This is a genomic window from Sutcliffiella sp. NC1 (assembly GCF_027594365.1).
In the GTDB taxonomy this organism is placed as follows: domain Bacteria; phylum Bacillota; class Bacilli; order Bacillales; family Bacillaceae_I; genus Sutcliffiella; species Sutcliffiella cohnii.
Window position 1 is genome coordinate 1696424 of sequence record NZ_CP115153.1, and the last position, 23316, is coordinate 1719739.

Genomic DNA, 23316 nt, shown 5'->3' on the forward strand with positions numbered 1-23316 from the left:
TAGGTAGTTATTATGAAAAGGAGGAGAAAAGATGGAATTTATTGATAAGAAGCTTTTATCTTATGGGATGGATCCAACAATAGCTGAATATTTAACTATGATAATAATGATACTTTTTATCGCGCTCATATCTGTCATAGCGAATTTTATAACGAAAAAAATAATAATAAGAGTTATTACACACTTTGTGACGAATAACAAATTCACCTGGGACGATATGCTTTTGGAACGAAAGGTTTTTCATAGGATATCTCATGTGGTTCCGGCGATTATTATTTATTTCTTCGCATCGGCATTTTCTGATTATGAAACTGTTATCCAAAAACTAGCGGTAACGTATATTATTATTGTAGCTTTAGTAGTAATTATTAGCTTATTTAATGCGCTGAATGATATATATCAAACGTTTGAAATTTCGAAGACGAGACCGATAAAGGGATACATACAAGTAGCTAACATAGTGATCGTCATTCTAGGTGTTATTTTAGTCATCTCAAACCTAATCGGACAAAGTCCTCTTATTTTATTAAGCGGGATTGGAGCATTGTCAGCTGTACTTTTGTTAGTCTTTCGGGATTCGTTATTAGGACTTGTCGCAGGAATTCAGTTAACTTCAAACGATATGGTACGTGTTGGAGACTGGATTGAAATGCCTAAGTATGAGGCCGATGGTGATATAATTGATATTTCCTTAAATACGGTAAAGGTGCAAAATTGGGATAAGACAATAACGACCATTCCAAGTTACGCTTTAATTTCCGACTCCTTTAAAAACTGGAGAGGAATGCAAAATGCAGGTGGACGTCGCATTAAACGGTCAATCTTTATCGATACTGGTAGTATTGCTTTTTGTGATGAACCGATGATTGAGAAGTTTAAACATATCCACTATCTTTCCGAGTACATCGAACAAAAGGAAAAAGAAATAGAGGAATACAATATTAAAAACGAGATTAATAGAAACAACCGAGTGAATGGTCGTGCTCTTACCAATATAGGAGTCTTTAGAGCCTATATTAATAATTACTTGAAAAATCACCCTGGTATTGAGCAAAATATGACGATGATTGTAAGACAGCTCGCTCCAAGCGAATTCGGATTACCAATTGAAATTTATGCATTTACGAACGATATTCAATGGAATAATTATGAATCCATCCAATCCGATATTTTTGACCATCTCCTCGCCGTGGCACCAGAATTCGGACTTCGCATATTCCAAAACCCTTCAGGTAGCGACCTAAAAGGAATATTTATGGACACTGGGACAGGTCCCTTGTCCACACAATTTTTACCAAATCGAGATTAAAGAGCGTTATTTTTACGTTATAGAATAGTTAATTGTTATGAAAGGGAGAGTAGATTAAGTTACTCTTCTCTTTTTTATGCATCGGTGACGAACCCGTCCATAATTAAGGCTATGTATCTAGTATTAATAGGAGGAATAACCCTAGTTACAATATTTTAACTATTATAAAATTTAGTAGAATCAAAAAATACTAAATTTTTCCTAGGGGGTTATTATGAAAACGAAGAAGTTATTATCCATCACACTTGCTACATCGTTAGCGTTAGGAGCTTTAAGTGTTCCAGTTTTTGCACAACAACCGGCCGCTCAACACGAAATAGTAAAAAATCCGTTAGATAATAAGGTAATCAATAAAATCAACGTTGATAACATTTACAACATGATTGATTACTTGCAACAAACTCCTAGAGTAGCCTCCACACCAGAGGAATTTGCAGCAGTTCAGTATATAAAAGACCAGTTTGAATCGTATGGCTATGACGTGGAAATTCAAGAATTTGAATATTTTGGTTACACAACACCGCATACAGTTGACCTACTAATAGATGGGACAAGCCTAAGTCCACTTGCGTTCACCTATACTCCTAGTGGGGATGTTCAAGCACCGTTAGAATATGTTGGACTAGCAACACCGGATGAGTTGGAAGGAAAAGATTTATCTGGAAAAATTGCACTAGTACAGCGCGGTTCTATTCCTTTTGGTGAAAAAGTAATTAATGCTGCTGAAAAGGGTGCAGTAGGTGTTATTATCTTTAATAATGCTGCTGGTACGATAAATGGTACCCTCGGTGGAGCTGACGATCGTTTCGTACCTACTGTCTCTATAACGCAAGCGCAAGGAAACAACCTAGTTTCAAAGCTTAATAATGGAGAAACAGTACAAGCTTCTTTAAAAGTTTTAGGAGCATCTGCGGGACTTCGTTCATCACATAATGTTATTGCCTCCAAGCTACCTACTAATAAAAACAGGGACAATGGAAATGTAATCACGTTAACATCTCATCATGATTCAGTGCCAGGTGCACCTGGTGCAAATGATAACGCTTCTGGTACAGCAATGGTACTTGAGTTAGCAAGAGTATTTAAAAATTTACCAACTGATACAGAAATCCGTTTCATTACATTTGGTGCGGAAGAATTGGGATTACTTGGGTCGAGACACTATGTACGAGATCTACCCCAAGAAGAACTGGACCGTATTGTGGCGAACTTCAATCTTGACATGGTCGGTAGCCGCGACGCAGGAAGCCTTGTCATGAATACAATTGACGGGCAACCGAATTTAGTAACAGAATTATCCCAAGCATCAAGCTTACGTCTAAATGGTGAGCCGACAAGATTTGGACGCGGAGGAAGCAGTGACCACGTTCCATTTGGAGAGGCAGGCATTCCAGCAGCGTTGTTTATTCATAGTCCATTAGAGCCTTGGTACCATACACCGCAAGACACGATTGATAAAATTAGCAAAGAAAAACTTCAAGATGTAGCGGAAATCGTCGGGACGGCCATTTATGATTATGCTCGCTTTGACAACCAAACGCCAAAGCAACCGCAAAGAGCAAGTAAGCAAAACGTGCCTCAACAAATGTACTTTGAAGAGAGTGTAGAATAAACATAAAGAACCAGCTCATTTGGCTGGTTCTTTTTAATTTATATGAACTAATACAAGTAATTTCATTGTTGAGGCTCATCAATACTATATTTAGATTGTTCATTAGCTTTATAACGATTTAAATATAGTATTAGGTATGCCTTGTAAATATAACACGGTTCGTATTGCTCCTAAAACGATTGCTTATGTAACGGACCCCTATACATGCTAGTACTCAGCAGCTAGTGTATAATCTCCAATAATTAAGTTAATGCCACTTTCCCTATTATGATACCTTTCGTAATCTAATACCTCCAGGCAACAGAGCAAGCTGAATGAAAATCAAACCAGCAACTCCTACTCCAAAGAAAATGATCCCCATGATATAAGAAGATACATAATGCCCAATGATTAATCCTAAGCCTCCCCCAAGCATAGCGATATGATACGTTAAACCATTCATCGCCATGTAAGCCCCTTTAGCATCATCCTTTATGAGAGTTGCTAGCATCGTTTGGCGAATCGGTACTGTGAGTAATTCCCCAAATGTAAAAAGGACAGTTGCCATAATGAGAACGTATGGTGATTTGCTAAAGGCTAAAATAGCAAAACCAATGGCATAAATGATGATACCGTTTTGAAGAATGGATTCGTTCTTAAAACGGGAAAATAGCTTTTCTGTCTTCAGCCCTAACATAACGACTAGAGCTGTATTAATAATAATGATGATACTGACCATCCTTAAGCCGTCCAGTGAGATGGAAGCGAAGCTCATGAAAAACTCCGATTGTAAACGAACAGCTATATATTTATCTAACTGAAATTCTAGTGTTAATATAAGAATAGAACCAGCACTGAAAAGAAGGAAACGAAAATCTTTTAAAATCTTTATATAGCTTGTGAGCATAGAAGTGAAGCTGATTGTTTTTTTAGCAATTTCTCTTTTTACCGGTACTTCATGAACCATGAACAGGATGACGAATAGGGTAATGATACTGAAGATAGAGAAGCCTATCAGTAAAGCAAATTTATAATGTTTAAAAAATAAACCTCCAAGTACAGCACCGATAGCAATGGCAATGTTTCCAGACCAGTACATGATATTATAAATATAAGGGCGGGTCTCTTTTGTGCTCGCATCGACAATCATCGCTTCTGCCGCTGGGTTCATCATCCCGATACTTATGCTACTTAATAGAAACATAGCAAATGTTACCCATGCACTCTCCAACCAAGGTGAGTTAGCAATCGCCATGAAAATAAACGAGAACACTTGTAGGAATTGTGCGGTCACCATTATTTTTTTTCGGCCAATGTAGTCCGATAAATGGCCTGCGTAAAAACCGACAAGAAGAGATACGAGAACATTAAGGATTAATAATGTACCTGTAATAGATGGTCCAATTCGCTCCGCAAAATAGATCGCCATAAAAGGAATGATACTCATGGCAGCTATATCGGTGATAAAATCCGTAACGACACGAATTTTTATATTTGGATGTAATTGTTGAAACTTCATTCGGAGTTCAGCCCCTTTTCCTATACATTAGATAACCGCCGCTAATCGCGACTCAGCAAACTTTTTAATAAAGGTATATAACATTCTCTATACGCATGAAGGTTTAAACCTTTTATAAGTTGAAAATAACATGATAAAAACTAGCAAAAAAGCGAAATTAAAATAAATTCTTTTCATATTTTGGAGGAAACATGAAGCTAATAGAGCATTACGTATTGTTAAGAAGTGCCTTCTCACAAGTGAAAGAAGGAGAAATGGTAGAGGCGATGACAGAGGAAATTTCCTCAATATTGTCTTGTACGTTTAGGAACGCACAGCTTCTATTAAAAAGGATGGAACAAGAACAATGGATTACGTGGAAAAGTAGGAGAGGAAGAGGGAGGAAGGCGACGTTAAGTTTTCATCTTTCTCTTAGAGATAGCGCCTTAACACGATTAAAGGAATTAATAGATAAGCAGAATATTCAAGCGTGTCTCGATTATATTCATCATACGAACTTGCCTACAAGTATCCGAGAAGAACTAACCCTCTATTTGAAGAATTACTTTGGTTATAAACAAGATAGTAGTGGACGTAATGATATGTTACGACTTCCATTAAAACAGGAAATTTATACTTTGGATCCGAGTCTCGTTTCTACTGCAGATGAAGCCCATCTCGTTACACAAATATTTGATCCGTTAGTAATCTATCATGAGAAAAATCAAACGTTTGAACCACATTTAGTGTACGGATGGAAAGTGAAGGACGATGGGAAAAGGTGGATCTTTTATATACAAAAAGGAATCGTGTTTCACAACGGCAGAACTTTATGTGCAAAGGACGTTATCTATACTTTTTCTCGATTAAAAGATGGGTCAGGAAATTATCCGTACTTTTTCCAGCATATACTTGAGATAAAAGAAATAAATGAGCTTGTCTTAGAAATAACATTCTCACAGCCAACCTATCAATTTTTGCATCATATAGGTTCATTTTATGCCTCCATTCTTCCATATGACATTGGTTTTATAGAAGAAAGTCCGATTGGTACAGGGCCTTTTAAAGTAGAAATGAGAAATGAAAACATAGTCCGGTTAGAGGCAAATCTAGCTTACTTTCAAGGACGTCCCTTCCTAGATAAAGTAGAGCTTTTGAAAACGGAGATGGATATACATATGCTCGATACGTTGGAGAAAAAAGCGGATTTTGATACATCTTCGAGCATTGAATTTATAGAGAAAGGAAGCAACTTCTTACTTGTAAACTTACAGAAGGTTGGCCCTCTTCAAAATAGAGAAAATAGAGAAGTTCTTTATGCACTTGTAGATCAAAGAGCGGATGACAGTTGAGCTAGGTGGATCCCGTCATTCACCAGCATATGGGATTGTCCCGACAGAAAGAAATCGTAATACCTCTCCCCATTTACATAACGTCCTTTTAACGGAAATGAGGATTACGATTGGTGTGTTAAACTTTCCGTCCCTAGTGGCGGATATAGAATGGGTGAAGACTCGAGCAAAGGAAAAGGGTGTAATAGTGGAAGTAATACCGGTTGAATTATCTACTATTTATGATGTAGATTCTCTCCTAACGTTTGATGCATTTTACACAGGCGAAACGTTTGAGAACAATTTATTCTCAAGTCTTCTCGTTTTTTATTATGGCCAAAATAGTGTACTTCGAAATTACATATCCAGTGACTGGAAAGCGATGCTAGATTCGGAGTATGCTCAAATCATGGCAATGGAAACGAAGGAAGAATCTACACTATTAGCACGTATTAGGTCAATTGAGACGCAATTGGTTGAACATAAACTACTCATTTTTACGTACCATACGAGCGAAAAGCAGACGTTCCGAAGCTACTTAAACGGAATCGCAATATCAGGTCTAGGCTGGCCGAATTTTCAACGAATTTGGTTTGAAAAGAATTCGAACAACTCGATGTATTGGAAGTGAAGAGATAAGATGTTGTGACATATCTTTATCCAAGCGAATAGTTGAAAATGTCCCATAAGTTAAAGAGCGCCATAGCCATTCTAAAGGTCGTAACGCAAATATTAGTGGAAAATTAACAAAGGACAGAGGGACAGGTTTATAATCCTGTCCCTCCGTCCACTATAGATCGTTGAGGATGCGTTTCCATGTTTCGGAGGGAACCATACCGTTTGCTTCGATAGTGCCGTCGCTTTTGATGTAAAATTCAAGGCGATTTGGTATGGCTTTGAGACTATTTTCAATAGACTTGTATCTGTCCGTTAAAAAGTGGATGCGTTGATTTGTGGAACCAATCCACGGTCGGTCCTTATCGGGCTTATCGATTTCGAACGGTCCGTCAATAAACAGGTCGGTTGCACTTAATAAATCTTCCCAGCCAGGCTTATTCATTTCCGTTAACTGCTCTTTATAGTAGCCGCTAAATGTCATAACAGATAAACTGGCCGCTTGCGCTCGTTTTGCTAATACACTTAACGCTTCAGCTTGTTCAAACGGCTCTCCACCTAAAAGGGTAATCCCTTCAATATCGTGCTCATGCTTACTTTTCAAAATTTCTTCCCATAAAAGTTCCACAGAAGTAGGTGTTCCTTTGTTCGGATTCCACGTCCAAGGAACACCACATCCTTTACAATGAATCGGACAGCCTTGTACCCATATACATGCTCTTTTCCCAGGCCCTTCGGAAGTTGTGTACGGCAAAAAACGATGTAAAATAACTTCCATTAGTAATCGACAATCCTTCCTGAAATGGACTCCTTCTTTCTAGATGGAGAAGAATTAGGTTTGTTTTGTTCTTCGTCGTTACTAGGTTCAGCAGATGTAGGAGCTTGCTTTTTTACATTCCCAAACGTTATATACGGTTTTGCTTTTGCGATAATGTGTGGCTTCATATTCGTTTCCTCAATTAAATGTTCAAGAGATTGAAACGCTCCGACTCTTTCACGAATTTGAACAATTTGTCTCGCTAAAATATTTCCGATGTAAGGGTGTGAAGCAATTTCTTGTAAACTAGCTTTATTAACATTAAAAGTAAAAGGGACTTTTTTATCCGCTACTGGAAGTTCCGCCTTAACTTTTTTTACATTTTTAATGTTAGTAAGCGGCTGTTCTTCTGTCGGAAAAGGATAATGTGTCTTCACCCGATATGGTGGTGTTGGTTGTAAAGGATCATTCATAATTCTTACTGCTAAAATACGTAAATACTCTCTTCTTGCTTGGAAAGCGTGTACCCACGCAAAGACCCAACCACCAAGCACGAGCATTATCGAAATATCGAATGTCGTAGAGTTGATATCATAGCTTGAAAAATAAAAGAAGTATTGCGCCATTAAAATAAAATAAATTGCTCCATAGAAAAGCCATTTTTTCTTGTTTGCACGAATTCCTATATATATAAAACTAATAAATCCTGTAAGCAAAAATGGGCCAAATAACCAATTCATCCACATCGAATGTCTATATTCCCACTTCCGTCCAAAAGGGGTAATTGGATCCATATTTATCTACTCCCTCTTTAGATGACTACGTTTGTGAACATTTTCCTGTTGTTCTACTTTAGTCTCATAATACTCTTCTGTAAAGCTTGAATCAACCGTTGTAGCATCGGCTAATCTTTCAATCAATTCGACGTAATTAAGGCATTCTTCGCCCTTCATCCCAATCGTTTTCACACGAATTTCTCCAGTTGGGGTAATTTCAAACTTTATTTTTTTACTCATTGTAGAGCTTCTCCTTTACTTGAAAAGTCAACTGAATAGTGTTATCATCCGTCGTATTTTCATGCTCTAAAATTAACCCTTCCTGTCTAGCGCGGGCAATTAATTTTTCATAAGTGCGGTTTTGGACGAGTCGTACATACTCTTTTTGCACGTCTTGTAAAAATTCTTGTGCTTCTTCTGTTGACACACTTTCATTAAAAATCCCACTAAACGTACCATTTTCTTGTTGTTGGAATGCCATTTGAATGTCCCCGATGGAAGAATGAAAAGATTCTTCATTGAGATCTACGTTACAGCCAAAGCTTTTTAATGATTCTTCTAGCAAAATTTCATCCTTCATATTAGTCTCGATTTTGTACAAAACTCCTTCTTCCACTTTTTCTCTTAGTGCAAAACTAACAGCCGAACTTGCAGCACCTAGCGCAAGCGGAACTAGGACAACAGATAAACTCATAACATAACCCTCGCTTTCCTATTAAAAATCTAACGTTCTTCCTCCACGGGAACGGTAAATGTCTTCATCTCCAGGTATTTCTTTCGGTTCTTCCTGTTCCACAACATGGCTATAATCTGCTCGATCATCTTGAAGAGTCGCAGCAACAGCTCGAACATTTGCCCATTCCCGAATGGAACGGATTTGCTCCGATTGAGTAATCGACAATGGAACGGTTCTTTCAATCGCCTTTAAAATATCTTCTTCATTAATAGAGCGCTTTTCCGAATATGCTTCGAACAGTCCAGAAATAACAGCTTGCTCAATTTCTGCTCCGATGAAACCTTCCGAAACGTTGGCTAGTTTTTCGTATGTTTCATCTCTAAGCTGGAAATTTCCTTTTACTTTATCAGATTTTAAACGTTTCTCAATGTGAATTTTAAAAATTTCTTTTCGTTCTTTATGAGTAGGAAGATCGACAAAGAAAATTTCATCGAAGCGACCTTTTCTAAGTAACTCAGGAGGTAATGCTCGAATATTATTTGCGGTGGCAACTAAGAAAACAGGCTTCGTTTTTTCTTGCATCCACGTTAGTAACGTACCGAAAATACGTGTAGAAGTACCACTATCACCACTAGAATTCGTACCACCTAACCCTTTTTCAATTTCATCAATCCAAAGTATAGAAGGGGAGATCGCTTCTGCCGTTTCAATCGCTTTCCGCATATTTTCTTCACTGCTACCTACTAATCCACTGAAAATTTTCCCCATATCTAGTTTTAAAAGGGGTAGCTTCCATAAGGAACTAACAGACTTAGCAATTAAACTTTTCCCACAACCAGGTACTCCCGTAATTAACAAGCCTTTAGGAGCGGGAAGACCGTATTCACTAGCAGATTCTAACCAGGAATTGTCACGTTTTCTTAACCAACGCTTTATGTTTTCCAATCCACCGATATCTTCCATACTCGGATCTTGCGGAATGTACTCTAGTAAACCGTTCTTTTTAATAATTTGTTGCTTTTCAGCAAGCACATGACCAACTGTATTAATATCTAGTTTGCCATCATGAACCATCGACAATGCGAATGCATTTTCTGCTTCTTGTATCGTAAGGCCTAATGCTGCTTTAATAAGCTTTTCTTCTTCTTCATCGTTTAAGTTGATCTGAATTCGAGAGTTATTTTTATTAACCTCAATCATTTGGTGTAACACTTTTTTTATTTCATCATATGTAGGCAATCCATAATCCACAATTATAATATCTTTTTGCAATTCTAAAGGAATAGAGAAAGTAGGTGCGACAAAAATAACGTTTTTCGGTACAGGACTGTTCACCAACACAGATACAAGATCTCTAATACGGCGAACAATATTAAAGTCAGGATTTCTATTTTCCCCACCTAAATAAATATGAAAATCTTTCAAAATAAATACAGAAGGCTCTTCCGTTTTTTCAATCTGATCAAGAGCAGGTAGGGGTTGCTTCGTATTATGCTTTCCTTTCCCATCCTCATCAACTAACCCTTCCGTTACACTCCACGTATACACTTTACGTGTCGTTTTAATTAACTCAGGATTATAACAAACCTCTTTAATATCACGAATAAGACGATCCTCTTCCCAAGTCGTTATCGACAAAAAAGAAAATCGAGCCCGTAAATAATTCGCTAACAGAACAGAGAAATTTTCCTTCATCTAACATACACCTCATCAATCCTACATTGGTAAAATATTCATGCCTATATTTTATCACAAATGGGACAGAGGGACAGGTCCCTTGTCCTCACATTTTTTTCCAGTTCAACAAAGTCACATAGGTTTGCACGCTAGTTAGTTGCTTTATTTTTAGACTTCCCAGAAAATTTTATAAAATAAACCACGAAAACATTCTAGCTATCTAGTAAATGTATTAGAATGGATAATAGGAGGATGTTGAAGGGGGGTGGGTACTTTGGTTAACAGTGTGTAACAAAGATATCCAAAAGTAAGAACTTTATAAGTTGTAAATATAACAATCTGAAAGACCATGTATTCAATCAATTATTGAGGAGGTTCAATCATGAAACAAATTACCGTTATTGGAGCCGGGGTAATGGGCCATGGAATCGCACAAGTTTATGCTACTGCAGGACATAATGTTGTTTTGTATGATACCCAAAAACATGCATTAGAAAATGCTCTTAAAGCTATTAGAAAAAGTTTGGAATCGTTCTTTGAAATAGGAATGATTGCGTATAATGATATAGATGAAATAGTTAATAGAATTAGAACAACAACAGATTTAGAGGATGCTGTCAGAGAAAGCGATTTCATTACGGAGGTAGTTCCAGAAATATTAGAATTAAAACAAGCATTATACGAACAAATTGAATCCATTTGTAAACCAGAGACGATTATTGCCTCGAATACATCGACTTTTCCATTATCGACGTTGACTGCCAATGCCCAAAAAAAGAACCGGATGATCATTACACATTTCTTTAATCCTGGGCAAATTGTTCCACTTGTGGAGGTTGTGAAACAAGATATAACTGCCAAACACGTAATAGACGAAACGGTTCAACTTTTAAAAGAAGCGGGGAAGACACCTGTTATTTTACAAAAAGAAATACCTGGGTTCATTGCAAATCGACTACAAGCCGCCGTTGTCCGAGAAGCATTTTCTTTAGTTGAACGGGGAGTTGCTTCAATTGAGGATATAGATTTAGCTATTACACATGGGCCAGGGTTTAGGTGGGCTTTTGTCGGTCCGATAGAAACTACCGATTTTGGAGGTTTAGATACGTGGCAGAGAGTCTTAGATCAACTATGTCCAAACCTCGATGATCGGAAATCAGCTCCAGATGTAATTAATAATATGGTTGCGAATGGACAGTTGGGAGTGAAATCTGGAAAAGGACTTTATGAATACAATCCGGACACTGTATTGGAACGAATCGAAGAGAGAGACCGCAATTTTTTAAAACTATTACAATTAAAGAGTGTGGAATAGGGGATAGGTTTGTCGTCAAGTCCACACGGAAATGATTTTAGTAACTTCTTTTCCTTGAGGTAGGTATGGAGTTATTTAAATAGTAAGGGAGACTTAAAATGACACTACATATAAGTAGAGAATCAAATAAAAATGATAAGCAATATATTGACGACGAACTTTACAAGTTCAATTTAAAACACTTTCCAGAAGATTTGGGAGGTAGATATGAAGAAATCAATCTTATCCTTAAGGATGAAAACGGCAACGTTCGTGGTGGAATCCTAAGCGCAGTATGTTGGAATTGGTTGGAAATTTATACATTCTTTTTAGATGAGGATATTCGACACTCTGGGTATGGGACTAAATTATTATTAGAGTTAGAGAAAATTGCTGTAGATAAAAAATGTGATTTCATAAAAGTAGATACGTTGAGCTTTCAGGCGTTAGAGTTTTATAAAAAGAATGGATATGAAGTGTTTGGTAGCATAGATAATGTAGGTAGAGATTTTACGCATTATTATTTAAAGAAGGGCTTGGATGTTAAATCATAAATGCTATACAAAGAAAGGCATAATGTAGCCCTCTGTTAAGTAAAAATATCACAAAGTTAAATATATCAAATAACCTGTTAAGAAAATTCCGCAACTTGTTAAGTAAATCAGAGGATCTGTTAAGAAAATTTCGCAGCTTGTTAAGTAAATCAAAAGATCTGTTAAGAAAATTTCGTAATTTGTTAAGTAAATCAAACAGCCTGTTAAGAAAACTTTACAACTTGATAAGTAAATTAGACCACCTGTCAAGAAAACCAAATTTTAATCAAAGGGACAAGAGCATTAATCAATTATTATTTCCTAGAAAATGTAATCAGCCAGCAAAACGTAGCTAATAAAAAAGGGGTGAGTCACTCACCCCTTACAAAAATTGCTTGCAATTAACGAAACGTCTTAACCTCAACTGTATGTTTCAGCAATTCATCCCGATTCACGTCATAACCAATCCCTGGTTTCGTCGGTACTTGCAAAATTCCATCCTGAACGGTTACTTCTGGTTCGATAATATCTTTCTCCCAATATCGAGAGGAAGCTGCGGTGTCACCAGGAAGTGTAAAGTTTGCTAGACTAGTAATCGCGATGTTATGAGCTCGCCCGACTCCAGATTCTAGCATGCCTCCACACCACATCGCGATATTTTCTTGAACGCACAAGTCATGAATTCGCTTTGCTTCGGATAAGCCGCCAACTCTACCAATCTTCAAATTTATAATGCGTCCACTACCGAGTTCGATTGCTTTTCTTGCATCATCGTAACAATGAATACTTTCATCTAAGCAAATAGGTGTTTTTATTTCTTTTTGTAGTTTCGCATGGTCAATTAAATCACCAGCGGCTAAAGGTTGTTCAATCATCATTAAATTGTACGGATCTAACTTCTTTAATGTCTCGATATCGTCCAGTGTATAAGCCGAATTCGCATCCACCATTAATGGTATGTCAGGGAAATGTTCACGGACTTTGTCGATAACTTCTACATCTTTTCCAGGCTTGATTTTCACTTTAATTCGCTTATAACCTTCTTCGGTTTTCTCTCGAATATTTTCTAAAAGAGTCTCGATATACTCTTCAATTCCGAGGCTAATTCCGACTTCAATCGAAGACTTCACGCCCCCAAGTGCTTCTGATAGAGAAATACCTTTTGATTTTGCATATAAATCCCATACAGCACCTTCAATAGCCGACTTCGCTAAATGGTTTCGTTTAAAAACGGAAAACAGTTCATGTACTTCATCAGGATGTTCTATATCTTTTTTTAGAATCATAGGGATGAGGAACTTATTCAGCATAATCCAACTAGATTCTGTAAACTCTTCGATATATAACGGGCTTTCCGATGCTGTACACTCGCCCCAACCTGATAACCCATCTTCATTTTTTACTTCTACTAAAAGAAAAAGACGATCATGTTCGGTTCCAAAACTCGTTGTAAAAGGATTTTTCATACGCATATTTATTTTATAAACAATAATTTCATCTATTTTCAAAAATATCTCTCCATTCTCCTTTAACTCTTAAACTATTACATTGGCCCCCAATTTATCATCATCGCAATAACGATAAAGATAATCCCAATCACATACCAAATTAACACAAGTGGAATAGCGAACTTAATCCATTTCGTCCAAGGAATCCCTGCAATTGCTAAGTTAGCCATCAGCACACCAGATAGGGGGGTGATAATATTAGTAAACCCATCTCCCATCGTATAAGCTTGAACAACTACTTGACGAGGAATGTCCATAATATCCGCAAGTGGTGTCATAATTGGCATGACGATTGCAGCTTGCCCACTTCCTGAAGAAACGATTAGATTAAATAATCCATTTCCGATTAACATAGCAATCGCACCCATCGTACTAGAAAATGGTTCTAACATAATAGCCATTCCGTGTACAACTGTATCTAAAACCATTCCGTTTTCTAAAATAACAACAATCGATCTTGCCATCCCGATAATTAATGCACCGTAAACAACAGCTTTAGCACCATTCATAAATTCAGATACCATTTTATTGGCACCCATCTTACTAAGAATCGCTGTACCTGCAGCAATCATAATAAAAATAGCAGCCATTTCATTTGTAGACCAGTTCAGTTGGAACACACCATATACATATGTACCGATACCGATGACTAGTAAAGCAATTACAAGCTTATGTGTTGAAGTTAAAACGCTAGATACGGCTTCCATACTTTTTTCATCAAGTTTAGGAAAACGATTTTCACCTAAAATACTATTCTCTGGATTTTTCTTCACTCGATTAGCATACCAGAGTACATACGCAAGTGTTCCAGCAAGTACCGTAATATAAATAACCATTCGCAACCCAATTCCTGAGAATAATGGAAGCTGTGCAATTTGCTGTGCAAACCCAGTTGTTAAAGGATCTAAAAATCCGATTGCAAAACCAGCATAGGCTCCTAAGTAGATAATAGAGACACCGACAATCGCATCCATTTTCATCGCTCTTGCTAAAATAATCCCAATTGGAATAAAGGCGATAACAGCATTAACGATAATTCCTAATCCTCCAAAAACAGAGAATAATGTTGCAACGATAATAATTAAAAGCCATTCTTTGTTTTTCGTTTTATGAATTGTTTTCATAATTAAAGTGTCAATCGCTCCAGTACTTTCAATTACTCGGAACGTTCCACCAATAATCAATACTAGAAAAATTAACGGTGCGCCACCAATCATCCCTTCCTGAATGGACCGGAAGATAGCTATTAAACTAGCAGGCTGTTGATCAATCGTCTCATAACTATTTGGAACAATTACTGATATCCCATTATCTGCAGTTTCTCGTTCAAACGCCCCCGCTGGAATAATATAAGTAAGTAGTGCTGCGATAACTAAAATGCCAAATAAAATAACATAGGCATCAGGTAATTCCCTTTTTTTCTTCTGTTGTACTACTACTTTTTCCTCATTTAACTTTGGTGGTTCACTCATAATGTTTCCCTCCCTGATTGTCTAAAAATATTTCTATAAAACTTGAAAATAATTATAATGAAGTCTATACTTTAAATCAATATAAAATATTGTGAAAACTTCGAAAAGGTGAAAAAATGAAATATTATTATGCCGATAAAACAAAAGAAAAATTACCGTTCCTTACAAAAGGGTTAAAAAAAGTAGCAAACCATTTATTAGAGGATCCAATGGTATTTGCCACGCATCCAGCTAAAAAAGTAGGAAGTATAATCGGGGTTAGTGAAACGATGGTTATTCGGTTTTGTAACCAAATAGGCTATTCGGGATATAGTGACTTACAAAAAGAAGTTCGTGAAAATTTATTAAATTTAAGTAGAGATGCATATCATCAAAAAGAAACCGAAAATATAGAATCTAAAAAATTTCTTCATAGCATGTTGGATGATCTTTCTTTATTAAAACAAAATATCGACCGTATAGACGAAGCGGCTATGGGGGAAGCGATTGAGCTAATCATCGACAGTGAAAAAATATTAGTCGTAGGATATTATCATTCCTTTTCATTCGCACATTGGTTTTCCTATAATTTGAATTTAGTAAAAGGCAATGCTGACCTTTATCGACCTGAAAATGACGCTGATCTACTAGATTTCCTTCCTGAAAATTCTTGTCTCATTATTTTTTCATTTTATCGTTACGCATTAGATACAATTCGAATTGCAGAGGCAGCGAAGAGTAAAGGAATTAAAATTGTCGCCATTACAGATTCATGGACATCACCGATAACGGAATTTGCAGATATCGTCATATCATTATTTACGAGTGATCATAAAACGTTATTGAACAAAGGACCTGTTACGATCTCTTTTATGAATTCGATGTTATTTGAAGTGATTAAAAGAATGGAGGGACATGGAAAAATACAACCAACCTACAAATATTTTATAAAGGACGGAGAAAATTAATGGGGAATACGTTAGAACAACGAGTACAAGAAACATTTGACTACCTTCATAAACATCCAGAAATAAGCTGGGAAGAAAAAGAAACAACGAACTATATTAAGAGTTTGTTAGAAAACAGTGGGTGTAAAGTTACGGTTTTTGACGATTGTACTGGAGTAATTGGAGAATATGGAAATTTTAATAGCGATTTACCGGTAGTTGGTGTACGAGCAGATATTGATGCGTTATGGCAAGAAGTAAATGGTGAATTTCAAGCTAATCATTCATGTGGCCATGATGCGCATATGGCCATCGTTTTAGGTGTATTATGGAAACTGGAACAAGAACTAGAGTTAAAGGATAAAGTGGCGATTAAGTTTATTTTTCAACCAGCAGAAGAAACGGGAACTGGTGCACTTCAAATGATAGAAAAACAAGTAGTGGCAGATGTTGATTATTTGTTTGGTGTTCACTTGCGTCCGGAACAAGAACTGAAAATGGGGCAAGCATCACCTGTCATTGTGCATGGTGCATCTAAAATGTATAGTGCTACCATTAAAGGTGATGGCGATGCCCATGGCGCAAGACCTCATTTAAATCATAATGCAATTGAAATCGGGGCACAAATTGTAAACATGATCAGCCAAATTCATTTAGATCCACGTGTTCCACATTCGGTTAAAATGACAAATTTTCATGCAGGTGGTAAAAGTACGAACATCATCCCGGGAAACGCATCGTTCGCTCTTGATTTAAGAGCGCAATCGAATGAGTTAATCGAACAATTAGAAAGAAAAGTGAAAAACATCTTTCACTCCATTCAAGAATTGTACGATGTAGAGATTAAAATTACGAGCGAAAACGGGCTCCCTGCAGCCGAAACGAATGAGGAAGCAATTTCTATTATGAAAAAGGCAATCTCTGAAACACTAGGTGAAGAAAATACGATGCCATCACTAGTTACACCAGGTGGAGATGATTTTCATTTTTACACGATTAAGAAGCCTTCATTAAAAGCTACGATGCTCGGACTAGGCTGTGACCTAACACCAGGCCTTCATCACCCGTACATGACCTTTAACAAAGAAGCCCTACAAAACGGCGTTGACATTTTGTCCAGGGCAATACTAAACACTTATAAAATTTAATGAGGACGGAGGGACTGTCCCTCGCTCACATATTTTTTTCCATCCTAACAGAAAAAACTTCCAAAAAGTACCACTTTTCTTCTTAACGGAGCAAAGTAGGTGCTTTTTTGTGGTAGTAAAAGGGGTTCTCACCTTTCAAAAAGTAATAGGGACGAATACTTGGAATAAGGCTACCCTATAACGGAAACAAAAACTTTTTATCTCTTATAAAAAAAGAATAAGATTCATCTTCTCACTATTCCTGGTGGGGAACAAAATCTATGTTTCTTTCCGCACTCTGTAAAATAAAAAATAATATCGATTAATATGCCACATACAATGTGATAATTGTAAGATGCAAGACCTCATTTTAATTGAAGGGATTTCAAGCCCTACGAAAAAACACTTACCGATAACAGGAAGCAAATGGTAAGTACGTTAGAATAGAAATGTGAAAGATTTTCTCATAAACTAATATTATAAGTAGAAAGAAGGGAACGAGTTGATTCAACTAAACACGACGTTCAAAGCGTATAGTGTGTTTTTAGTTAGCATCTTTCTCATGGGCCTTGGAATTAGTCTCGTTACATTAGCTCATTTAGGCACAACGGCGATCACGAGCACGCCGTACGTACTTAGCCTTTTCACCACACTCAGTTTTGGCATGTACACAATGTTGTTCAACACGATGTATGTACTTATTCAAATACTTCTACTAAAAGGAGATTTTCCGAAAATACAGTATTTACAATTATTAGTCGGTCCTGTATTAGGCTACTCCATAGATTTCAGGTCCCCATATATTTCATTAATTGAAAAACCAAATTACTTTTTCCAATTAACGATGGTATTAGTCGGCTGTGTCATTATAGCTTTCAGTATCGTAATCCAACTAAAAGCAAACGTTGTAAATAACCCAGCAGAAGGTGTAGTAAAAGCAATTGCGTTTAAAGTGAACAAAAACTTTGGAACTATTAAAATATGTTTCGATGTCAGTTTAGTATTGATAGCAGTAATTATATCGGTTGTGGCGCTAGGAAGTATTAGCGGAATACGAGAAGGAACCGTCATTTCGGCCGTTTTCATTGGCCTACTTGTCAAAAGGATGCAAAATCTTTCAAATAGAAATATTAGGAGAAGAGCCTCTGCCCATTATCAATAATATAAGGAAGATTAAACACTATCGTGTCCGGGAATAATAGATATAAAAAATAGAATAGGAGTGTAGTTGTGAAGCGGTTTATTTTACTAGTAGTAATTGTGTTTCTCGGTTATGTTTCGAAGCCGTTATGGGAAGAACCAGTTCAACAACTAATTCCTTCATCGATATGGGATTCGGTTCATCAGACGGTCGAACAGGTAAAAGAAGATCCTAACGTAAATATTATAATAGATAATCTTACTGAGCGATTTAATTCACTACTAGAAGATTTTGATACTAAACAATTAGAATCGAATGATACAAATATAGCAACGCCGGAATTATTAGAACCAACTGAAGAAATGTTTAGTATTCATAATATTGAGTTGGGAGATTCAAGAGCAGAAGTGGAGCAAATTATAGGTCATAGCCCGAAGCGCAGCACGCTAAATGAATATGGTGTGCATTGGGATGCTTATCACGAAAACTATCAAAATTTTATAATGGTTGCATATGATGAGGAAGATATTGTTCGCGGCCTTTATACAAATCAAGACTTGATTGCCTCTTCAACAGAGATAATGTTAGGCAGCTCGATGGAATTAGTTCGAGAACAGCTCGGTAAGCCGGAAACAATCATACCATATCGTTTGTTTCATTACGCTATTAATAGTAATGGTGAATATGATGTTTTTCACCTCGACAACAGCTACGTCACGATTTTTTATGACCAACACGAAAATGATACCGTTACTGCGATTAAAATTATAGATGAAGAACTGGAACGTGGCAAAAATACTTTATACTCTGAACCTAGCGAGCAACTACAGGTAGGTTTTGAATATCAGTTGTTTGACTTAACAAATGCTACAAGAAGTAATCATAATTTACCTCTTTTATCTTGGGATGATCAAGTGAAAGAAACGGCTAGGAAGCATAGTATGGACATGGCAGAAAATCAATATTTCAGTCATACCAATTTAAAAGGACAATCCCCATTTGATCGAATGGAGGAAGACAACATTCCATATACGACAGCAGGGGAAAACTTAGCATACGGCCAAATAAGTAGCATATTTGCCCACGAAGGATTAATGAATTCATTAGGACATAGAAAAAATATCCTCCAAGAAAGATTCCGAAAGTTAGGCGTCGGAGTGGCATTTAATAATGAATCACAGCCATACTATACAAAAAAATACTTTAGTAATTGATGGGACAGAGGGACAGGTTCCTTGTCCACACATTTTTTTCCAATTGATAAGAAAAAAGAAAAACTAAACGCTATAAAAACAAAAGTACTACTTCTAATTAAAAAAGTAGTACTTTTATTTAATTAGCATAGTTAGTCTTTGAAAAGAAAGCCCATACACAAAAAAATTAACTACCTAACGACCGTCAAAACCTATTAATAAAACCTCTTAAACCCTTCAAAATGTTTTTTCCAATAAGAGTCATTTAAATTAGTAATAACAACGCCGCTGTTAGAAGCGTGGATGAATTCGTTGTTGCCAATATAGATTCCAACATGGGAAATACCAGCTTTATACGTTCCTTCAAAGAAAACTAAGTCTCCAACTTCAGGTGTAGTGACATAATGGGAGCGCATATGGTAGCCTTCGCTTGAGTAGCGGTTAATATTTAATCCTGCTTCTCTATATGCGTAGTAAATGAATCCACTGCAGTCAAAACCAGCTGGTGTAGCGCCACCCCAAAGGTATTTAGCTCCTAGTTGGCTTCTAGCTGTACTAATTAACTTATCGACATTGTATTTAACCTCACTTGGTGGAGTTTCAACTTTAGGAGTTTCTACTTTCGCTCCATCGCCGATATTAAGCTTTTGACCAATATGAATTAGATCTGATTTCAAGTTGTTCCATTTTTTAAGGTTTGCAACCGTAACCTTATATTCGAGTGCAATTCGAGACAAAGTGTCACCAGACTTTACTGTATAAACAGTAGCGGATTGAACCTTAGTTTCTTCAGGCTTCACTGTTTTCTCGGCAGTAGAGTTAGTAGGCTTCTCCGGTGTTGTTGTCGGTGTTGAAGTTGGTTTACTGACGACAAACACATTTCCGGGGAATATAATAGTAGAATTCAACTTATTCCACGTCATTAATTCATTAATAGAAATTTTATGTTTCAAGGCAATGCCACTTAATGTATCACCAGATTTTACAGTGTATGTAGATGATGTTGCTGTACTACTCTTTTGAGCTTCTTCTTTCTTTGCAGGCTGTGTACTAGTTGAATTGTTCGTTGATTTAACGTCTGTCTTAAGTACTTGATTTGGAAAAATAAGATCATTTGTTAAATTATTTAATGACTTCAATTGTGAAACAGACAAACTATGCTTTTGAGCAATCTTCCACAGTGAATCACCACTTTGTACTTTGTACGTGCTCGCCTCAGCATCTTGCGCACCTAGCAGCGCAGAGGCAATAAGTGCAGTCGTAGTTACGGTCAAGTATTTTTTCTTGTTACCCAACGTTTGTACCCCCATTTCCAATCTATCATTCTACTAAAACATTATACTATAGTCCTATCTTAATTTGTAGATTAATGTGGAATTGTAGGGATTGATAACCAATTATGGAGGTTGAAATACCTATGTTTTTTCATTATTTTCATTGAAGTAGAAATAATATAGGTATTTAGGGAGTCTTCGGTAGGGGTTGATAGACCTAGAGTTTACGTGTTTTTACCACGCGATAATTTTAATTAAGAGAAACTGTGAAAAAAGTACTGATTTTTACGGTTTGATTTGGAGAGTGGTGAGTATTTTCCACTAGACTATTTACGTAAGATTATGTCCAGAGTGCTATTTTTCAATCAAAATGTTGACTAATGTTTGTTTATATTTTTTGTTAACATTTTATTCATAAAAATATGGGAAAATAAAAGAGAGGAGTGAAGACATTGAAGCATCCAATTAAAATATTAACGATAGAAGATGATCCGAATATCGTGGAGTTAATTCAATTATATATGGAAAAAATGGGCTTTTCCTGCACGGCTGCTTATGACGGGGAGGAAGGTTTGGAAAAATTTTATAATGAGTCGCCTGACTGCATTCTATTAGATTTAATGCTACCGAAAATGAATGGCTGGGAAGTTTGTAAAATGATTCGTATCGAAAACAAACATGTTCCTATCATCATGCTAACAGGGAAAGGTGAGTCGTATGACATTGTTCAAGGCTTAGAAATGGGGGCAGACGATTATATCGTTAAACCGTTTGACCCAAATGTATTAATGGCACGGGTAAAATCAGTGTTAAGACGTACGATATTATCGGATAGTGAAAAAGGCAATCTCCAGTTTTCTAATATCGTTATTAACTTGAAGGAATATCGAGTGCTCATAGATGGCAAGCAAGTAACGCTGGCGCCAAGAGAAATGGAATTGTTCTATTACTTAGCGATGAATCCGAACCAAGTTATTTCTAGACAACAGCTATTAGACCGTATTTGGGGATATGAGTTTGATGGAGATCCAAGAACGGTTGATGTACATATAAAGCGAATTAGAGATAAGCTAGTAGCGAATAATGCCCATTGGTCGGTCATTACCATACGGGGCGTTGGCTATCGATTTGAGGAGAAAATCCATGCGTAAGAAAAACACTATCTTCTCTAAGCTTTTTATCAGTTATTCGTTTATTATCGTAACGTCTTTATTACTGTTTATTGGAGTGTTTTTTTATTTATTTCATTTAAATTTATATAAAAAATATGAAGATACGTTTCAACATCATTACGAACAATTAGCACCTCAGCTACAAAGTCATGAGAAGTTTGCTTTAATTAAAGACGAAACCGCGGAAAGCTTAAGTTATGCTTTCAATCAGCCGGATTATCATATTTATATTGTAGATGAAGAGCGCCGACAAATATACGGCCCTGATCCAGAGGGGACTTCTAATCAAGTGGAGGTTTCTGAGGAAATGATTCAGCAAGTGTTAGCAGGAGAAACAGTTTCAGAAGGAGGCTTTTACAATGGCGAACTTCGTTATATTGTCGCTTCTACGATAAATTCCAACGTACAAGGGATTCAAACACCGATTATGGTCATGATTTTTCATGACTTAACGCACGAATATCAACAAGTCATCTTCATGATTATATTAACATTCGTCATTTCGATTGTGTTTGCTGGCATCATTTTATGGTTTATTTCAAAAAAAATTACCGCGCCGTTAAGAGAGATGAATAGCATTTCAGCACATTACGCGAAAGGGGACTTTTCTAAATCTGTTCAATACGAATCCGATGATGAAATAGGACAGTTAGCAAAATCTTTTACGTATATGGCGAAAGAATTAAATCATTTAGAAACAAGACGTAAACAATATATTTCAAACGTTTCTCATGAGCTACGTTCTCCGTTAACATCGATAAAAGGATTTTTAATCGCATTGTTAGACGGGACAATTCCAGATCACCGACGGGCCTATTATTATGGATTAATGAAAGATGAAACAGAGCGAATGATTAAACTAGTGAATAACACATTAGATATGACTCAACTGGAAGAGGGTAATAGCAATATATTACTAACGGATTATAACCTTACGGAACAAATCAACCGTATCATTCATAAGCTAGAACCACACTTCACGAAAAAAGACTTGGACATACGTTTTCATTCGGACTATGAATACTATGTAAATGCAGATGAAGGTAGAATGGAACAAGTAATCGTAAATCTTTTACAAAATGCTGTCCAATTTTCCGAACATAATGCCCCAATTGATATACGGTTATCGAAAGAAGGGCAAGCTGTGAAAATTTCCGTCCAAGATTATGGAGAAGGGATAGAAGAAAGTAAATTAGATTTAATATGGAGAAGGTTTTATAAGGTAGATGAAGCACGAACGAATAAATCGGGAGCTGGCCTCGGATTAGCGATTGTAAAATCTATTTTAGATCTCCATGAGACAGATATTAAAGTTTGTAGCAAGCTAGGGGAGGGAACAACATTCTCGTTCGTCCTTCCGCTTAGTAAACAATATATCATTTCAAGGGCTATCGAATGAAAATCGGTAGTCTTTTTTATATAACTACTTTTGTTAACGTTTTGTTC

General features: G+C 36.6%; 21 protein-coding genes. 12 read left to right on the forward strand and 9 right to left on the reverse strand.

What is annotated here, in order from left to right; genetic code table 11:
• The first annotated feature begins 31 nt into the window (after window positions 1-31).
• Both O1A01_RS08735 and O1A01_RS08740 read left to right on the forward strand, forming a co-directional pair.
• Window positions 32-1309: a mechanosensitive ion channel family protein gene (locus tag O1A01_RS08735; RefSeq protein WP_066410680.1), complete on the forward strand. Its 1278-nt coding sequence runs from the start codon at window positions 32-34 to the stop codon at window positions 1307-1309.
• Window positions 1310-1523: 214 nt separating this feature from the next.
• Window positions 1524-2921 (forward strand): M28 family peptidase, encoded by a 1398-nt coding sequence (locus tag O1A01_RS08740; RefSeq protein ID WP_270066048.1) that lies wholly within the window; start codon window positions 1524-1526, stop codon window positions 2919-2921.
• Window positions 2922-3186: 265 nt separating this feature from the next.
• Here the strand turns inward: O1A01_RS08740 and O1A01_RS08745 are convergent, their stop codons facing one another.
• On the reverse strand, window positions 3187-4419 hold the full coding sequence (locus O1A01_RS08745) for an MDR family MFS transporter (protein WP_066410678.1): 1233 nt from the start codon (window positions 4417-4419) through the stop codon (window positions 3187-3189).
• A 191-nt stretch (window positions 4420-4610) separates the two neighbouring features.
• Between O1A01_RS08745 and O1A01_RS08750 the strand changes: the two genes are divergently transcribed.
• Together O1A01_RS08750 and O1A01_RS08755 are read left to right on the forward strand one after the other, a co-directional pair.
• Entirely contained in the window at window positions 4611-5750 is a 1140-nt protein-coding gene (locus tag O1A01_RS08750; RefSeq protein WP_066410676.1) for an ABC transporter substrate-binding protein, read from the forward strand.
• Window positions 5740-6360 carry a periplasmic substrate-binding domain-containing protein gene (locus O1A01_RS08755; RefSeq protein WP_066410673.1) on the forward strand — a complete coding sequence of 207 codons (621 nt, stop codon included), beginning with the start codon at window positions 5740-5742 and terminating at the stop codon, window positions 6358-6360. The genes O1A01_RS08750 and O1A01_RS08755 overlap by 11 nt, the downstream gene beginning before the upstream one ends.
• 159 nt (window positions 6361-6519) lie before the next feature.
• On the opposite strand, the gene O1A01_RS08760 is transcribed toward O1A01_RS08755, so the two are convergent.
• The 5 genes from O1A01_RS08760 to O1A01_RS08780 are packed head-to-tail and all read right to left on the reverse strand — an operon-like array spanning window position 6520 to window position 10248.
• A complete protein-coding gene (locus O1A01_RS08760; RefSeq protein WP_066410671.1) occupies window positions 6520-7122 on the reverse strand; it encodes a 4Fe-4S single cluster domain-containing protein in 603 nt (200 codons plus the stop codon).
• Complete coding sequence (locus O1A01_RS08765) at window positions 7122-7895, reverse strand: ComEA family DNA-binding protein (protein ID WP_066410670.1); 774 nt, start codon at window positions 7893-7895, stop codon at window positions 7122-7124. The genes O1A01_RS08760 and O1A01_RS08765 overlap by 1 nt, the downstream gene beginning before the upstream one ends.
• 6 nt (window positions 7896-7901) lie before the next feature.
• Window positions 7902-8117: a DUF2997 domain-containing protein gene (locus tag O1A01_RS08770; RefSeq protein WP_066410669.1), complete on the reverse strand. Its 216-nt coding sequence runs from the start codon at window positions 8115-8117 to the stop codon at window positions 7902-7904.
• Window positions 8110-8571, reverse strand: coding sequence for a hypothetical protein (locus O1A01_RS08775; RefSeq protein ID WP_066410668.1), 462 nt, complete (start codon window positions 8569-8571; stop codon window positions 8110-8112). Before O1A01_RS08775 ends, O1A01_RS08770 begins: the two co-directional genes overlap by 8 nt.
• Before the next feature lie 21 nt (window positions 8572-8592).
• Window positions 8593-10248, reverse strand: coding sequence for an AAA family ATPase (locus tag O1A01_RS08780; protein WP_066410666.1), 1656 nt, complete (start codon window positions 10246-10248; stop codon window positions 8593-8595).
• A gap of 364 nt (window positions 10249-10612) precedes the next feature.
• Between O1A01_RS08780 and O1A01_RS08785 the strand changes: the two genes are divergently transcribed.
• Window positions 10613-11545 (forward strand): 3-hydroxyacyl-CoA dehydrogenase family protein, encoded by a 933-nt coding sequence (locus O1A01_RS08785; protein WP_174522349.1) that lies wholly within the window; start codon window positions 10613-10615, stop codon window positions 11543-11545.
• A gap of 98 nt (window positions 11546-11643) precedes the next feature.
• Complete coding sequence (locus tag O1A01_RS08790; protein ID WP_066410663.1) at window positions 11644-12078, forward strand: GNAT family N-acetyltransferase; 435 nt, start codon at window positions 11644-11646, stop codon at window positions 12076-12078.
• A gap of 380 nt (window positions 12079-12458) precedes the next feature.
• Here O1A01_RS08790 and menC read toward each other — a convergent pair whose 3' ends face one another.
• Both menC and O1A01_RS08800 read right to left on the reverse strand, forming a co-directional pair.
• Window positions 12459-13565 carry an o-succinylbenzoate synthase gene (gene menC, locus O1A01_RS08795; RefSeq protein ID WP_066410662.1) on the reverse strand — a complete coding sequence of 369 codons (1107 nt, stop codon included), beginning with the start codon at window positions 13563-13565 and terminating at the stop codon, window positions 12459-12461.
• 35 nt (window positions 13566-13600) lie between these two features.
• Window positions 13601-15037, reverse strand: coding sequence for a YfcC family protein (locus O1A01_RS08800; RefSeq protein ID WP_066410660.1), 1437 nt, complete (start codon window positions 15035-15037; stop codon window positions 13601-13603).
• A gap of 116 nt (window positions 15038-15153) precedes the next feature.
• On the opposite strand from O1A01_RS08800, the gene O1A01_RS08805 reads away from it, so the two are divergent.
• From O1A01_RS08805 to O1A01_RS08820, 4 genes are all read left to right on the forward strand, one after another.
• Complete coding sequence (locus tag O1A01_RS08805) at window positions 15154-15984, forward strand: MurR/RpiR family transcriptional regulator (RefSeq protein ID WP_066410659.1); 831 nt, start codon at window positions 15154-15156, stop codon at window positions 15982-15984.
• Window positions 15984-17111 (forward strand): M20 peptidase aminoacylase family protein, encoded by a 1128-nt coding sequence (locus O1A01_RS08810; RefSeq protein WP_066410658.1) that lies wholly within the window; start codon window positions 15984-15986, stop codon window positions 17109-17111. The genes O1A01_RS08805 and O1A01_RS08810 overlap by 1 nt, the downstream gene beginning before the upstream one ends.
• A gap of 481 nt (window positions 17112-17592) precedes the next feature.
• The gene (locus O1A01_RS08815; RefSeq protein ID WP_235858021.1) at window positions 17593-18252 is read left to right on the forward strand and encodes a YczE/YyaS/YitT family protein; all 660 of its coding nucleotides are present in this window, start codon (window positions 17593-17595) and stop codon (window positions 18250-18252) included.
• Window positions 18253-18320: 68 nt separating this feature from the next.
• Window positions 18321-19445, forward strand: a complete 1125-nt coding sequence (locus O1A01_RS08820) for a CAP domain-containing protein (protein WP_066410657.1) — start codon at window positions 18321-18323, stop codon at window positions 19443-19445.
• 194 nt (window positions 19446-19639) lie between these two features.
• On the opposite strand, the gene O1A01_RS08825 is transcribed toward O1A01_RS08820, so the two are convergent.
• Entirely contained in the window at window positions 19640-20719 is a 1080-nt protein-coding gene (locus tag O1A01_RS08825) for a C40 family peptidase (RefSeq protein WP_066410656.1), read from the reverse strand.
• Between the two features lie 422 nt (window positions 20720-21141).
• On the opposite strand from O1A01_RS08825, the gene O1A01_RS08830 reads away from it, so the two are divergent.
• Both O1A01_RS08830 and O1A01_RS08835 read left to right on the forward strand, forming a co-directional pair.
• Entirely contained in the window at window positions 21142-21849 is a 708-nt protein-coding gene (locus tag O1A01_RS08830; RefSeq protein WP_333482928.1) for a response regulator transcription factor, read from the forward strand.
• On the forward strand, window positions 21842-23269 hold the full coding sequence (locus O1A01_RS08835) for a sensor histidine kinase (RefSeq protein WP_066410654.1): 1428 nt from the start codon (window positions 21842-21844) through the stop codon (window positions 23267-23269). Before O1A01_RS08830 ends, O1A01_RS08835 begins: the two co-directional genes overlap by 8 nt.
• Window positions 23270-23316: the final 47 nt, after the last annotated feature.

Coding starts and splice junctions, on each gene's coding strand:
- O1A01_RS08735 (WP_066410680.1), top strand. CDS start 32: ATGGAATTTATTGATAAGAAGCTTTTATCTTATGGGATGGATCCAACA.
- O1A01_RS08740 (WP_270066048.1), top strand. CDS start 1,524: ATGAAAACGAAGAAGTTATTATCCATCACACTTGCTACATCGTTAGCG.
- O1A01_RS08745 (WP_066410678.1), bottom strand. CDS start 4,419: ATGAAGTTTCAACAATTACATCCAAATATAAAAATTCGTGTCGTTACG.
- O1A01_RS08750 (WP_066410676.1), top strand. CDS start 4,611: ATGAAGCTAATAGAGCATTACGTATTGTTAAGAAGTGCCTTCTCACAA.
- O1A01_RS08755 (WP_066410673.1), top strand. CDS start 5,740: ATGACAGTTGAGCTAGGTGGATCCCGTCATTCACCAGCATATGGGATT.
- O1A01_RS08760 (WP_066410671.1), bottom strand. CDS start 7,122: ATGGAAGTTATTTTACATCGTTTTTTGCCGTACACAACTTCCGAAGGG.
- O1A01_RS08765 (WP_066410670.1), bottom strand. CDS start 7,895: ATGGATCCAATTACCCCTTTTGGACGGAAGTGGGAATATAGACATTCG.
- O1A01_RS08770 (WP_066410669.1), bottom strand. CDS start 8,117: ATGAGTAAAAAAATAAAGTTTGAAATTACCCCAACTGGAGAAATTCGT.
- O1A01_RS08775 (WP_066410668.1), bottom strand. CDS start 8,571: ATGAGTTTATCTGTTGTCCTAGTTCCGCTTGCGCTAGGTGCTGCAAGT.
- O1A01_RS08780 (WP_066410666.1), bottom strand. CDS start 10,248: ATGAAGGAAAATTTCTCTGTTCTGTTAGCGAATTATTTACGGGCTCGA.
- O1A01_RS08785 (WP_174522349.1), top strand. CDS start 10,613: ATGAAACAAATTACCGTTATTGGAGCCGGGGTAATGGGCCATGGAATC.
- O1A01_RS08790 (WP_066410663.1), top strand. CDS start 11,644: ATGACACTACATATAAGTAGAGAATCAAATAAAAATGATAAGCAATAT.
- O1A01_RS08800 (WP_066410660.1), bottom strand. CDS start 15,037: ATGAGTGAACCACCAAAGTTAAATGAGGAAAAAGTAGTAGTACAACAG.
- O1A01_RS08805 (WP_066410659.1), top strand. CDS start 15,154: ATGAAATATTATTATGCCGATAAAACAAAAGAAAAATTACCGTTCCTT.
- O1A01_RS08810 (WP_066410658.1), top strand. CDS start 15,984: ATGGGGAATACGTTAGAACAACGAGTACAAGAAACATTTGACTACCTT.
- O1A01_RS08835 (WP_066410654.1), top strand. CDS start 21,842: ATGCGTAAGAAAAACACTATCTTCTCTAAGCTTTTTATCAGTTATTCG.